We start from the raw sequence: 13,385 nt of genomic DNA on the forward strand, positions 1-13,385 counted from the left end.
GATCGCGGCAGATGTCGGCATGCTGCCGCGATTTCCACGCATAAAAAAGGCGGCCCTGATGGGCCGCCGTGGGGAAGGCATGAAGGGCGTCGTCAGGCCGCCGGGCGCGCCACCAGCGAGCGGGTTTCCTCGCGGGCCTCGGTCAGGGCGACGCGGATCACGTCGCCGAGCTTGAAGCGTTCCTCGCCCTCGACCTGGATGCGGCCTTCCTTGTCGTCGATGACGACCTTGTCGCGGTCGTTGTGAATCAACGGGGCCGGCACGAAGGCGGTGGCGCCGTTGGCGGTGAGGCGCACGCGCATGCCGCCGCGGTTGATGGCCACGACCTCGGCTTCGAAGTCCTGCTGGGCTTGGGCGGCGGGTGTCAAGAAGCGCACGTACAGCCAGTCCTTCACGTCGCGCTCGGCCATGCGGTTGAGGCGACGACGCTCGGTGAGCTGCTCGGTGAGGGCGGCGCTGGCCTCCGCCGGGGCCTGCTCGCCCTTGAGCACGCGCTTGATCAGGCGATGGTTGACCATGTCGCCATACTTGCGGATCGGCGAGGTCCAGGTGGCGTAGGCCGGCAGGCCCAGGCCGAAGTGCGGCCCCGGCTGGGCGGACATGCTGGTGTAGCCCTGAAAGCGGCGCAGGCGGGCATCCAGCCAGGCATCGTCGCGACCTTCCAGCTCCCGCTTGAGCTCGCGGTAGCGCGGCAGCTCGGTGAGGGTCTCGCGCTCCACCTCGATCTGCTGGCCGGCCAGGAACTCCAGGGCGGCATCGGCCTTTTCCGGCTCGAAGGCACGGTGCACGTTGAAGATGCCGTGGCCGATATGCGTCGACAGCAGGTCGGCGCAGCAGGCGTTGGCGGCGATCATCGACTCCTCGATCATGCGATTGGCGATGCGCCGGCCCTCGATGCGAATATCCAGGACGTTGCCGGCGTCGTCGAGGTCGAAGACGTAGTCGGGCCGGTCCTTGAACACCAGGGCGTGCTCGGCCCGCCAGGCCGCGCGGGCCTCGGTGAGCCTGGCCAGTGCCTCGAGCTGGGGCGCAATGGCGGTATCGGGTGCCCACTCGCCCTGGCCCTCGAGCCAGTCCGAGACGTTGTCGTAGACCAGCCGGGCGTGGGAGCGCACGGTGGCGGCGAAGAAGCGATACTCGCCCAAGCTGCCGTCGGCCTCAACGTTCAGCGTGCAGGCCAGCGAGGGGCGATCCGCGCCCTCCTTGAGCGAGCACAGGTCGTCGGCCAGCACCTCGGGCAGCATGGTCACGTTCTGTCCGGGCAGGTAGACGGTGAACGCCCGCGTCTGCGCCTCGAGATCGGCGGCATGGCCCTCGGCGACGTAGGCGGTGGGATCGGCGATCGCCACCGTCAGCCGCCAGCCGCCGTCCTCGCGGGTCTCGACGTGCAGGGCGTCGTCCATGTCGCGGGTCTTTTCCCCGTCGATGGTGAACAGCGGCCAGGCGGTCAGGTCTTCGCGCTCCAGGCCCTCGTCGGCCAGCGTCCAGTCGTCGCCGGCTTCCGGCGAGGCCTGCTCGAGGGCATGGCGGGCCAGCGTCACGCGCCAGGGCACCGCCGGATTGTCGGACTTGGCGATCAGCTCGTCGATCTGGCCGAAGAAGCCGCGATCGTCGGGCTTGAGCGGATGGCGCACCAGGCGGGCCACCACCCAGTCGCCGTCGGCGATGCTGTCCTCGTCGAGGCCGCGCTTGATCCGTGACTTCACCACGTTGTTGATCGAGGGATGATCCGGGATCACGGCCAGGCGTCCCTCGCGCTTCTGCACGCGGGCGATGAAGCGCTCCAGCGACTGCTCGATCAGACGCTCGGGTTCGACCGACTTCTTGTCGCCTTCCTCCTTGAGGACTGCCTCGACACGGTCGCCGTGGAGGACCTGCTTCATGGCGGGCGGCGGCACGAAATAGGAGTCCCCGTCATCGGTCTCGAGGAAACCGAAGCCACGCTCGGTGGCCTTGATCACGCCCTCGACGCGCGGGGTGTTTTCACGAATCTGTTGCTTGAGCTGCGATAGCAGCGCGTTGTTCTGCAGCATGGGGGAGTCGGTACGATTTGGCGGGGAACGAAGGGCCACTATACGGATTCGGGCCGCCGCCGCCAATCGTTGTTCCGGCTGGCGGCGGCCCGGCGGGTGGCTCAGGCGAGGGCGTCGGCCAGCGTGCGGTGGCCGTCGAGCAGGATGTGTTCACGGTGGTGCCGGGTGCGGTCCTCGGCCAGATGCAGCAGGGCATGCGCCACGTTGGCTCGCGAGACGCGATTGTCGCCGGCTTCTTCCAGCGAGGTCGCCAGGCGCCCGGTTGCCGCCTCGTCGGTCAGCCGGCCCGGCTTGAGGATCACGTAGGGCAGTCGGGCGGCCCGCAGGTGGGCGTCGGCGGCATGCTTGGCGGCCATGTAGGGACGCAGCTTCTCGGGGGCGTCCAGCGGGCGCTCGGCGCGCATGGCGCTGACCATCAAAAAGCGCGAGATGCCCAGCTCGACGGCCATGTCGATGGCGCGCACGGCGCCGTTCAGGTCGATCAGCAGGGTCTTGTCGGGCCCGGTGTGGGGTCCCGAGCCGGCGGCGAACACCACCTGGTCGCAGCCGTAGAAGGCGTGGCGGATCGGCCCTTCCAGATCGGCGATGACCGTGTCGATGCCGCGCTCGCGAAACCAGGCCTGCTGACTGCTGTCGCGAATCATCGCCCGCACGGGGTGGCCGGCGGCCCGGGCGAGTTCACAGAACTGCCGGCCGATCTTGCCGTTGGCGCCGATGACCAGTGTCTTCATGTCGACCTCCTGTCGGATGAGCATGGCGACCGGCAGCGGTCGCCGGTGTCTCCTCGACGTGCGGGCGAGAGGACGGGGAATCAAGGGGCCGGTACGGGGAGTCGATGGCGGCATGTCGCGCAGGGTCATGCCGTGTTCGTGCGCAAGGAAGTCCCGGTCGGGATTCTGCCGCAGATTGGTCGAACACCGGCTGCGCCCGGCGGACCGTCGATCCGGCCCGTGCTGCGTGCCGGCCGTGCGGCGTCAATGGACGCGCCCGAGACGGCCGTCGGCGTGCTATTTTCCAGAGGACAGGCTCCCCGGGGCCGACAACAATCAAGAGCGGCCATTCCCATGCTGGACGCCAATCACCGTGCCGATGAGGACAATGCCATGACGTCACCCGGCTCGCCCCAGCCGGTGGCCTGGACCCGGGCGTCGATTCAGCGCGAGGTGGATGCGCTGAAGGATCAGCCGGGCGCCATGCTGCCGATACTTCACGCCATTCAGGATCGCTGCGGCTACATTCCCGATGCAGCGGTGCCGATCATCGCCGACGCCCTGCGCCAGACCCGTGCCGAGGTGCACGGGGTCATCAGTTTCTATCATCATTTCCGGACCCACCCGGTGGGCAGCCACGTGATCCAGGTTTGTCGTGCCGAGGCCTGCCAGGCGGTGGGGGCTCGCCAGCTGGAAGCCCATGTCAAGGCGCGACTGGGCGTCGACTACCATCAGACCACCCGCGACAACGCGTTCACGCTCGAGCCGGTGTATTGCCTGGGCAACTGCGCCTGCGGGCCGTCGATTCGCGTGAATGACACCATCCACGGCCGGGTGAGTGCGGCAAGGCTCGACAGGCTGGTGGACGATCTCACCACGACGGTCGTGGAGGTGAAGTGATGACGGTGACCGTTTACGTACCCTGTGACACCACCGCCCTGGCCGTGGGCGCCGATGCCGTCGCCGAGACGATCGAGCGGACGGCGCGCCGGAAGGGGGTGGCATTGACCGTGATCCGCAATGGCTCCCGTGGGCTGTTCTGGCTGGAACCGATGGTCGAGGTGGCGACCGATCAGGGGCGAGTGGCCTACGGCCCGGTCGCGCCGGACGATGTCGAGGCGCTGGTGGAAGCCGGCCTGTTCGAGGGCCGCCAGACGCATCCGCTGGCGCTGGGCCCGACCGAGGCGATCCCCTACCTGAAGCGGCAGCAGCGCCTGACCTTCTCGCGTATCGGCGTGACCGATCCGCTGTCCCTCGAGGATTACCGGGCCCATCAGGGCTTTGCGGGGCTGGCCAGGGCGCTCGAGATGACGCCCCAGGCCGTCGTCGACGAAGTCAAGGCGTCCGGCCTGCGCGGGCGAGGCGGGGCGGCGTTCCCCACCGGCATCAAGTGGCAGACCGTCCATGACGAGCCTCAGGGGCAGAAATACATTGTCTGCAATGCCGACGAGGGCGACTCCGGCACGTTCGCCGACCGGCTGGTCATGGAATGCGACCCCTACATGCTCATCGAGGGCATGGCTATCGCCGGGCTCGCCGTCGGCGCGACCCAGGGCTACATTTACCTGCGTTCGGAGTACCCGGTGGCGCACCGGATCTTCAACGAGGCCTTGCAGCGTGCCTACGCCGCGGGCTACCTGGGCGATGACATCCTCGGCAGTGGCCAGCGTTTCGAGCTGGAAGTCCGCCTGGGCGCCGGGGCCTACATCTGCGGCGAGGAGACGTCCCTGCTCGACAGCCTCGAGGGCAAGCGCGGCATGGTGCGCGCCAAGCCGCCGCTGCCCGCCATCAAGGGCCTGTTCGGACGGCCCACCGTGGTCAACAACGTGCTCTCGCTGGCCGCGGTTCCCTTCATCCTCGACCAGGGGGCGCAGGCCTATGCCGACTACGGCATGGGCAAGTCCCGCGGAACCGTGGCGCTGCAGCTGGCGGGCAACGTCAAGCGCGGCGGGCTGGTCGAGCTGGCCTTCGGCACCACGTTGCGCGAGCTGATGGAGGACTTCGGCGGCGGTACCCGCAGCGGGCGGTCGCTCAAGGCCGTGCAGGTGGGCGGTCCGCTGGGGGCCTATCTGCCCGAGAGTCAGTGGGACAATGCCATCGATTACGAAGGCTTCGCGGCGTTCGGCGGCGTGGTGGGGCACGGCGGCGTGGTGATGTTCGACGATACCGTGAACATGGGCGAGCAGGCGCGCTTCGCCATGGAGTTCTGCAGCGTCGAGTCCTGCGGCAAGTGCACCCCCTGTCGGATCGGCGCGGTACGTGGCGTGGAGGTGATCGATCGTATTCGTGCGGGCACCGACAGCGACGCCAACCTCGAACTCCTTGCCGATCTCTGCGACACCATGGTGGACGGCTCGCTGTGCGCCATGGGCGGGATGACTCCCTTCCCGGTACAGAGCGTCATGCAGCATTTCCCGGACGACCTGCAACCCCGGCCAGGCCTGGCCGGAGGAGGCCAGCAATGATCAACTACTTCGACCCGCGCCAGACCGCTCTCGATCCTGATCGTGTCTCAGTCGAGCGGGATCTGGGCACGCCGGCGCGGCTTTCCGCCACCGCCGTCGCCCTGACCATCGACGGCATGGAAATCAGCGTTCCGGAAGGCACGTCGGTGATGCGGGCGGCCGCCCTGGCGGGTGTCACCGTTCCCAAACTGTGTGCCAGCGACAATCTCGAGGCTTTCGGCTCCTGCCGGCTGTGTGCGGTGGAAATCGAGGGGCGGCGCGGCTATCCGGCTTCCTGTACCACGCCGGTGACCGAGGGCATGGCCGTCCATACGCAGACCGACAAGCTGGCCAGGCTGCGCCGCAACGTCATGGAGCTCTACATCTCCGATCATCCGCTGGACTGCCTGACCTGCTCGGCCAACGGGGACTGCGAGCTGCAGGACATGGCCGGCGCCGTCGGGCTGCGGGAGGTGCGCTACGGTTTCGAGGGAAAAAACCACCTGGACGCCGAGACGGACACCTCCAATCCCTACTTCAGCTTCGACCCCAGCAAGTGCATCGTCTGCTCGCGCTGCGTGCGTGCCTGCGAGGAGGTTCAGGGCACCTTTGCCCTGACCATCAACGGCCGGGGCTTCGACTCCAAGGTCGCGGCCGGACAGGACGAACCGTTCATGGATTCCGAGTGCGTATCCTGCGGTGCCTGTGTCCAGGCGTGCCCCACCGCCACGCTGATGGAAAAGAGCGTCATCGACCAGGGCGTGCCCGAACACAGCGTGATCACCACCTGTGCCTACTGTGGCGTGGGGTGCTCGTTCAAGGCCGAGATGAAGGGCGACAAGGTGGTGCGGATGGTGCCCTACAAGGGTGGCGACGCCAATCATGGTCACTCCTGCGTGAAGGGGCGCTTCGCCTTCGGCTATGCCGAGCATCCCGACCGGATCCGCGAGCCGATGATCCGGGAGTCGATCGAGTCCCCGTGGCGTGCGGTGTCCTGGGAGGAGGCCATCGCCTTCGCCGCCGAGCGGCTCAAGGCCACCCAGGCCCGCCATGGTCGCGAGAGCATCGGCGGCATCACCTCGTCGCGCTGCACCAACGAGGAAACCTATCTGGTGCAGAAGCTGGTGCGCGCCGGTTTCGGCAACAACAACACCGACACCTGCGCCCGCGTCTGTCATTCCCCCACGGGCTACGGGCTGAAGACCACGCTCGGCGAGTCCGCCGGCACCCAGACCTTCGACTCGGTGATGAAGGCGGACACCATCCTGGTCATCGGCGCCAACCCGACCGACGCCCATCCGGTATTCGGCTCGCAGATGCGTCGTCGGCTGCGCGAGGGCGCCACGCTGATCGTCGCCGACCCGCGCCGAATCGACCTGCTGGAAACGCCGCATGGCGGCCGCAGTCTGCACCTGCCGCTGAAGCCCGGGACCAACGTGGCGCTGGTCAATGCGCTGGCCCACGTCGTGGTCACCGAGGGGCTGGAGGACCATCACTTCATCGAGCGTCGCTGCGAGCCCGAAGCCTATCGGGCCTGGCGCGACTTCATCCGTGATACGCAGCACTCGCCGGAAGCCCGGGAGGCGGAAATCGGTGTACCTGCTGAACGGGTCCGCGAGGCCGCGCGGGCCTACGCCGGCGCCGGCAATGCGGCGATCTACTATGGTCTGGGCGTGACCGAGCACAGCCAGGGGTCAACCATGGTCATGGGTATCGCCAACCTGGCCATGGCCACCGGCAATCTCGGCCGCGAGGGCGTCGGCGTCAATCCGCTGCGCGGCCAGAACAATGTCCAGGGCTCCTGCGACATGGGCTCCTTCCCCCACGAGCTGCCGGGCTATCAGCACGTGGCCGATGCCGGGGTGCGCGAGCGCTTCGAGAGCCTCTGGCAGACGACGCTGGACGACGAGCCGGGGCTGCGCATTCCCAACATGTTCGATGCCGCCATCGCCGGCACCTTCAGGGGGCTGTACGTCCAGGGCGAGGACATCGCCCAGTCGGACCCCAACACCCGGCACGTGGAGGATGCGCTGACCTCGCTGGACTGCCTGATCGTGCAGGACATCTTCCTCAACGAGACCGCCAAGTACGCCCATGTGCTGCTGCCGGGCTCCACCTTCCTGGAGAAGAACGGCACCTTCACCAACGCCGAGCGTCGCATCAACCGCGTGCGCAAGGTGATGGCGCCGATCGCCGGCAAGGAGGACTGGGAAGTCACCCAGGACCTGGCCAACGCCCTGGGCTACCCGATGCACTACCGCCATCCGTCCGAGATCATGGACGAGATCGCCCGGTTGACGCCCACCTTCACCGGGGTCAGCTACGACCGGCTCGAGGAGCTGGGCAGCATCCAGTGGCCGTGCAACGCCGAGCATCCCGACGGCACGCCGACCATGCACGAAGAGGCGTTCCCCATCGGCAAGGGGCATTTCGCGATCACCGAGTACGTGGCCACCGAGGAGCGCAGCAACCGCCGGTATCCGCTGCTGCTGACCACCGGGCGCATCCTCAGCCAGTACAACGTCGGCGCCCAGACGCGGCGCACCGACAACAGCCGCTGGCACGAGGAGGACGTGCTGGAGATCCATCCCAGCGACGCCGAGGTGCGAGGCATCCGTGACGGTGACTGGCTGGGCGTCTCCAGCCGCGTGGGTCAGACGGTGCTGCGCTGCCGGATCAGCGATCGCATGCAGCCGGGCGTGGTCTACACCACCTTCCACCATCCCGGCAGCGGCGCCAATGTGATCACCACCGACAGCTCCGACTGGGCCACCAACTGTCCGGAGTACAAGGTCACCGCGGTGCAGGTGGAAAAGGTGACGCAGCCGTCCGAGTGGCAGCGGCACTTCCGCCAGTTCGACGCGCGTCAGCGCAGCTATCTCGGCCGCTCCGCCGAGGTGTCCGATGTCGTGGCCAAGTGACCCCCCATGGAAATCCTGTCAGCCGGAGAACGCCGATGAGCGATCAGCAGTTGCAGCACCTGATCCATATGGTCAACCAGATCGCCGCCAACCAGCACGGTGACCAGGCGACGGCGGCACAGCGGGTGACCACGCATCTCCAGAAGTTCTGGGCGCGCAGCATGAAGGCCCAGATCATCGACTACCTGGACAGCGACGGTTCGGAACTGTCGCCGGTGGCGCGCGAGGCCGTGGCGGACCTCAAGCGCCTGCGTCAGGCGAGCTGAAGACGCGGCGCCGGATTCCGGCGCGGACTTCCGGCAACCGCCTGCCCGGCAGCGTTATCGGGCAGGCGGCCCTGTGCCCGCCCGTGGTTCGCACTCGACCGCGGCAAACGCGCGTTATTCCGATCCGAAGCCTCGTGAAGGCGAGCCGATGCCCGGGCGGGCATCGGCGAGGGGAGACGTGTCGGCGTCAGTGAACGGTGACGACGTGGCAGGGCGCGGCGTGTGACACCTTGTGGGAGACGCTGCCGACCACCAGCCCGCGAATGTCGCTGAGCCCGCGACTGCCCATGACGATCATGTCGGGCTTGGTGCGTTGTGCCTCGTCGAGAATCACCCGGGCCGGGTCGCCCTGGCGGACCTTGCCGTCGACATCGGTGATGCCGTGTTCGCGAACGGCCTGGAGGGCGGCCTCGAGCATCTCGTGGCCAGCCTGCTCGACCTCCGCCTCGGAGGCTTCCATGCGTGCCGCGCCGACCCCCCACACCAGCAGGGTGTCATGGGCGAGCTGTTCCGGCACATGCAGCACATGCACCCTGGCCTGGTCGGCCCGGGCAATCTTGCAGGCCATCTCCAGCGCCAGCCTGGCCGCTTCCGAGCCGTCGACGGGTACCAGAATCGTCTTGAGCATGTCATCCCCCGGATCGTGTCGTGAACGAGACTTTCACCCAGTCTAGCCATGAATGCCGAGGGCGGTGCTTGACCGGGGTCAAGGCGACGGGTGCCGAGGGCAAATCAGCGCGGCGGCGTGGCCGACTCCTCCAGGCGCCTCACCCGCTGCCAGAGCTCGTGGCGCAGGTCGCCCAGCCGCGGATTGTCGGTGTCGTCGAAGGGCAGCGGGCGGGTCAGGCGCATGGCGCGCAGCCCCAGCCGGGCCGACAGCAGGCCGATGCCCAGCCCCTGGCCGGCCCGGGTGGAGAGCTTGCTGGCCAGGTTCATCGAGAACAGCTCCATGCTGGCCTCGCTGGCGATCTCGGTGACGCCGGCGAAGGCCAGGTTGGCCAGTACCTGGCGGAACAGGCGCAGGCGGCTGGCGTAGCCGAGTTCCAGGCCGTAGAGCGTGGTGATGCGCTCGAGCATCGCCAGGTTGCGCCAGGCGACCAGCAACATGTCGACCAGGGTCATGGGGCTGACGGCCACCATCACCGCCGTGTCGCCGGACATGCGCGAGATCAGGCGACGGGCCTCGCGGTCGCGCGGGGCGAGCAGGTGATGGGCGAGCAGGGTGCGTGTCTCCGCGCCGTCGTGGTGGGGCTGATGGGCGGCGCAGAAGGCCTGCCAGTGCGGGTCGTCCCGGTCCAGCTGCAGTTGCTCGCGCAGGCGTTCCGCCAGCCGACCGGCCTGGCCGGCCGAGGCCTCGGGCAGGGCGTCAAGCTGCTCGCGCAGTACGGCATGGCGGCGCAGCCGGCGCAGGCGCCACAGCTCGCGGGCCAGGGCCGATCCGCCCAGCCCCAGGGCCAGCAGCAGCAGGGCGCTCCAGGCGCCACTCATCAAATCGCCGCCCAGCGTGGCCTCGTAGAGCGTGCGTCCGGCCTCGGCGGCCCCCAGCGCCAGGCTGCCGCCGAGCAGGGTCAACAGCCCCCAGCGGCGCTTGCGCGGCCGGGCAAGCGCGGTGTCCAGCCCCGGGGCACGGGGGTCGTCGTCCGCCTCCTCGCGGGTGTGGCTGGTGACATCCAGCGGATAGTGTTCGGCCGGGCGCGGATCGGCCGGGTTCGGCGTGGCATCGTCCAGCGAGAAGCGTTGACGGGGGCGGGGAGAGGTCATGCGAGCTTGTCTCCGATCAGCCAGTCGAGGGCCGCGTCGAGGCGGATGTGGGGCAGGGCATCGCCGCGTGCGTCACGCGGCAGCGGCCGGAAATGGTCGAAGGTGAAGCCCTGGCGCTGCCAGAAGTCGGCCTCGGGAATCTGGGCGGGGACCTCGCCCGGAAACAGCAGGGCTTCCTCGCCGGCCTGGGTGGTGCCGCGCAGGGCCGGGAAGCGCCGGCCCTGGCGCTCCACCTCCCGGGATTGCGTGGCGCGAATCGAGGCCAGCGACAGCGCCTTGACCGGAATGTCCGCGAAGCGCAGGTCCTGGATCGGCTCGGCGAGCAGTGCCTCGAGCAGGGTGACCAGGTTGGTATGTTGCTCCGGGGTCACGTGATCGGCCTTGGTGGCGGCGATGGCCAGGCGGTCGATGCGCGGCGCGAAGAGCCGCGACACCAGGCTGCGCTTGCCGTAATGAAAGCTGCGCATCAGCGTCGCCAGGGCACGGGACAGGTCCTCGAAGCGCTCGGGGCCGGCGTTGAGGGCGCCCAGCACGTCCACCAGCACGATCTGGCGGTCGAAGCGCCGGAAATGCTCGCGATAGAAGGGCTTGACCACATGCTGCTGGTAGTGGGCGAAGCGCCGCGACAGGGTGTGGTAAACGCTGTCCTCGGGCAGTGCCTCCAGGGCCTGACGGTCGGCCTCGCCGATGCCGGGCAGGGGGAAGAACTGCAGTACCGGCGCCCCGGCCAGGTCGCCCGGCAGCAGGAAGCGGCCCGGCTGCAGATCGGCGAAGCCCGCTTCACGAGCGGCCCGCAGGGTAGCGGCATAGCGCTCGGCGATGGCTGCCAGCTCGGCTTCGTCGGCCGCGGCATCGGGTGTCAGGTCGGCGACGGCCTCCAGCCAGTCGGCGGCCAGCTCGCGGCGTGCCGGGGTCAGGGCCGCCTGTTGACGCTCGCTCCAGCTGAGAAAGTCGTGCTCGAGCAGCGGCAGGTCGAGCAGCCACTCGCCGGGATAGTCGAACAGATCCAGGGTCAGGGTGGCGCTGTCGGCCGCCACCATGCCGAGCAGGCCGTGACGACCCGGGCGGTAGCGGATCTGCAGGCGCAGCTCGCTGATGCCGCGGGTCGGGTCGGGCCAGCGCGGCGGCGTCTCGTCGAGCGCCGCCATGGCCTCGTCGTAGGGAAAGCGCGGCACGGCGAGATCCTGCTGGGCGACACGTCGGGCGCCCAGCAGGCGCCCCTCCCGGGCACAGGCCATCAGGTCGAGGCGTGCCTCGAGCCCGGCATGACGCAGCTGGTTCACCAGCGAGGTGAGGAAGGCCGTCTTGCCGGCCCGGGACAGGCCGGTGACCGCCAGGCGCAGCTGACGGTCGCGCCCGCGTTCGAGCAGATTGGTGACTTCGCGTGCCAGGGTCTGGCGCATGATGAACGGGTCCGCCGGAAATTCAGCCCTTAATCTGCGGGCGATTGGCGGGCGTGGCAAGTCATGAGGCCCGGAATGCAACGACCCCGCCGAAGGGGCGGGGTCGTCGAGGGCGTGTCGCGGGCGGGGCGTTCAGGAAACGCCGCCGGCGAACGAGGCGTAGATCGCGATGACCAGCACGATCAGCACGATCCCGGCGGGAACGGCGCCCTTCCACGGCGTCAGGTCGACCTGGCCGCTGTCCTCGTGCACCCACTCGGTCTCGCGCGGCATGAGCTTGCCGATCAGCAGCATGCCGAGCACCAGGATCACGAACACGGCGGCGACGAAGTGATACTGGTTGAGGACATCGAGGATGCCGTTGAACGGCGGCAGGAAGTAGCCGGCGGCGATCACCACGCAGCCGCCGATCAGCGCGATCTTGGCGGCGATCGCGGGCACGCGCCGAGTCAGCAGGCCGACCAGTACCACCGCGAGGATGGGGATGAAGTACAGGGCGTTCATCTTCTGCAGGTAGCCGAACAGGCTCTCCTGCCCGGCGAGCATCGGTGCGATGGTCATCGAGGCGAAGGCCATCACCCAGCCGAAGATCTTGCCCGAGTTGACGACCTGCTCCTCGGTGGCGTTCTTGTTGATCACCGCCTTGTACAGCCCCAGGCTGAACAGGGTGGTGGTGCTGTTGAGCGCCGAGTTGAACGAGGAGAGGATGGCGCCGACCATCACCGCGGCGAAGAAGCCGGTCAGGTAGGGGGGCAGCACGTTGAACACCAGATGCCCGTAGGCCTGGTCGGCGCGGATGCCGTCACCCGCGTAGAGGTTGTAGGCGATGATCCCCGGGACCACCAGGTAGAGCGGGCCGAGCAGCTTGAGCAGACCGGTGAGCAGCACGCCCTTCTGGCCTTCGGCCAGGGTCTTGGCGGCAAAGGTCCGCTGGATGATCTGCTGGTTGGTGGTCCAGTAGAACAGGTTGATCAAAAAGACCCCGGTGAACAGGGTGGCGAAGGGCACCTGCTGGTCGGCACCGCCGATCGAGTTGAGCTTGTCGGGGCTCTGCTGCTTGAGCGCTTCCCAGCCGGCCGCCACGCCGTGGCCGTCGCCCACGGCCTGCAGGCCGAAGTAGACCACCACGAAGCCGCCGATCAGCAGGCCGATGCCGTTGAGGGTGTCGGAGACCGCCACGGTACGCAGACCGCCGAACAGCGCGTAGATCGAGCCGATCAGGCCGACCACCCAGACGGTGCCCCACAGCAGCGTGGTGCTGGACTCGATGCCGGTCAGCCCGGGCAGGTCGAGCATGCCCTGCAGGCCCACGGCGCCGGAGTAGAGAATGATCGGCAGCAGGATCACCGCATAGGCGAGCAGGAAGATGATGTTGCAGATCAGCTGGGTGCCGGCGTCGAAGCGGATCTCCAGCAGCTGCGGCACGGTGGCGATGCCGCTGCGCAGGAAGCGCGGCAGGAAGAACAGGGCCAGGGCGACCAGCGCCACCACCGCGACCACTTCCCAGGCCATCACGCTCAGGCCATCGGTGAAGGCGCTGCCGTTCAGGCCGACCATCTGCTCGGTGGAGAGGTTGGTCATCAGCAGCGAGCCGGCGATCAGCGGGAAGGTCAGGCTGCGGCCGGCGAGAAAGTAGCCTCGGGTACTGTGATGGTCATCGCGGCGAGTGATGCGCCAGGTGATGAAGGCCACCAGTCCCGTGAAGAAGAGGAACGAGATCAGGGTCAGGGCGTGCATAGGGGGTCGAGAATCCTTGAGTGGCTTGTCGATGCAGCCGGGTGGCTGTATCGGCTTGAGCAGGCTCCGCTGCGTCTCACGGCGAGGCGAAAGTATATGGGCGTGAATCG

General features: G+C 68.3%; 10 protein-coding genes. 4 read left to right on the top strand and 6 right to left on the bottom strand.

The annotated features are described in order from the left end of the window. Positions 1-92: 92 nt before the first annotated feature. Together G7A98_RS05030 and G7A98_RS05035 are read right to left on the bottom strand one after the other, a co-directional pair. Positions 93-2,033 carry an exoribonuclease II gene (locus G7A98_RS05030; protein ID WP_163648393.1) on the bottom strand — a complete coding sequence of 647 codons (1,941 nt, stop codon included), beginning with the start codon at positions 2,031-2,033 and terminating at the stop codon, positions 93-95. Positions 2,034-2,134: 101 nt separating this feature from the next. Next, positions 2,135-2,764 carry an SDR family oxidoreductase gene (locus G7A98_RS05035; protein ID WP_163648394.1) on the bottom strand — a complete coding sequence of 210 codons (630 nt, stop codon included), beginning with the start codon at positions 2,762-2,764 and terminating at the stop codon, positions 2,135-2,137. A 372-nt stretch (positions 2,765-3,136) separates the two neighbouring features. Here G7A98_RS05035 and G7A98_RS05040 point away from each other — a divergent pair, with 372 nt between their 5' ends. From G7A98_RS05040 to G7A98_RS05055, 4 genes are read left to right on the top strand one after another with little or no spacing between them, the layout of a single operon-like run. Beyond that, positions 3,137-3,643, top strand: a complete 507-nt coding sequence (locus G7A98_RS05040) for a formate dehydrogenase subunit gamma (protein WP_224421536.1) — start codon at positions 3,137-3,139, stop codon at positions 3,641-3,643. Then, on the top strand, positions 3,643-5,208 hold the full coding sequence (locus G7A98_RS05045; protein WP_163648396.1) for a formate dehydrogenase beta subunit: 1,566 nt from the start codon (positions 3,643-3,645) through the stop codon (positions 5,206-5,208). Before G7A98_RS05040 ends, G7A98_RS05045 begins: the two co-directional genes overlap by 1 nt. Beyond that, a complete protein-coding gene (gene fdhF, locus G7A98_RS05050; protein WP_163648397.1) occupies positions 5,205-8,108 on the top strand; it encodes a formate dehydrogenase subunit alpha in 2,904 nt (967 codons plus the stop codon). Before G7A98_RS05045 ends, fdhF begins: the two co-directional genes overlap by 4 nt. 35 nt (positions 8,109-8,143) lie before the next feature. Then, positions 8,144-8,374 carry a formate dehydrogenase subunit delta gene (locus G7A98_RS05055; RefSeq protein ID WP_163648398.1) on the top strand — a complete coding sequence of 77 codons (231 nt, stop codon included), beginning with the start codon at positions 8,144-8,146 and terminating at the stop codon, positions 8,372-8,374. A 187-nt stretch (positions 8,375-8,561) separates the two neighbouring features. Here G7A98_RS05055 and G7A98_RS05060 read toward each other — a convergent pair whose 3' ends face one another. From G7A98_RS05060 to G7A98_RS05075, 4 genes are all read right to left on the bottom strand, one after another. After that, positions 8,562-9,002 carry a universal stress protein gene (locus G7A98_RS05060; protein WP_163648399.1) on the bottom strand — a complete coding sequence of 147 codons (441 nt, stop codon included), beginning with the start codon at positions 9,000-9,002 and terminating at the stop codon, positions 8,562-8,564. A gap of 104 nt (positions 9,003-9,106) precedes the next feature. Next, positions 9,107-10,135, bottom strand: a complete 1,029-nt coding sequence (locus G7A98_RS05065; RefSeq protein WP_163648400.1) for a TIGR01620 family protein — start codon at positions 10,133-10,135, stop codon at positions 9,107-9,109. Further along, positions 10,132-11,538 carry a YcjX family protein gene (locus tag G7A98_RS05070; protein ID WP_163648401.1) on the bottom strand — a complete coding sequence of 469 codons (1,407 nt, stop codon included), beginning with the start codon at positions 11,536-11,538 and terminating at the stop codon, positions 10,132-10,134. The genes G7A98_RS05065 and G7A98_RS05070 overlap by 4 nt, the downstream gene beginning before the upstream one ends. A gap of 132 nt (positions 11,539-11,670) precedes the next feature. Beyond that, complete coding sequence (locus tag G7A98_RS05075; RefSeq protein ID WP_163648402.1) at positions 11,671-13,275, bottom strand: solute:sodium symporter family transporter; 1,605 nt, start codon at positions 13,273-13,275, stop codon at positions 11,671-11,673. Positions 13,276-13,385 lie beyond the last annotated feature (110 nt).

Source organism: Modicisalibacter sp. 'Wilcox', assembly GCF_010993675.1.
GTDB lineage: Bacteria > Pseudomonadota > Gammaproteobacteria > Pseudomonadales > Halomonadaceae > Modicisalibacter > Modicisalibacter tunisiensis.

What these genes read in the sequence shown, in the direction of transcription:
- G7A98_RS05030 (WP_163648393.1), bottom strand. Translation starts at nt 2,033, where the DNA reads ATGCTGCAGAACAACGCGCTGCTATCGCAGCTCAAGCAACAGATTCGT.
- G7A98_RS05035 (WP_163648394.1), bottom strand. Translation starts at nt 2,764, where the DNA reads ATGAAGACACTGGTCATCGGCGCCAACGGCAAGATCGGCCGGCAGTTC.
- G7A98_RS05040 (WP_224421536.1), top strand. Translation starts at nt 3,137, where the DNA reads ATGACGTCACCCGGCTCGCCCCAGCCGGTGGCCTGGACCCGGGCGTCG.
- G7A98_RS05045 (WP_163648396.1), top strand. Translation starts at nt 3,643, where the DNA reads ATGACGGTGACCGTTTACGTACCCTGTGACACCACCGCCCTGGCCGTG.
- fdhF (WP_163648397.1), top strand. Translation starts at nt 5,205, where the DNA reads ATGATCAACTACTTCGACCCGCGCCAGACCGCTCTCGATCCTGATCGT.
- G7A98_RS05055 (WP_163648398.1), top strand. Translation starts at nt 8,144, where the DNA reads ATGAGCGATCAGCAGTTGCAGCACCTGATCCATATGGTCAACCAGATC.
- G7A98_RS05060 (WP_163648399.1), bottom strand. Translation starts at nt 9,002, where the DNA reads ATGCTCAAGACGATTCTGGTACCCGTCGACGGCTCGGAAGCGGCCAGG.
- G7A98_RS05065 (WP_163648400.1), bottom strand. Translation starts at nt 10,135, where the DNA reads ATGACCTCTCCCCGCCCCCGTCAACGCTTCTCGCTGGACGATGCCACG.
- G7A98_RS05070 (WP_163648401.1), bottom strand. Translation starts at nt 11,538, where the DNA reads ATGCGCCAGACCCTGGCACGCGAAGTCACCAATCTGCTCGAACGCGGG.
- G7A98_RS05075 (WP_163648402.1), bottom strand. Translation starts at nt 13,275, where the DNA reads ATGCACGCCCTGACCCTGATCTCGTTCCTCTTCTTCACGGGACTGGTG.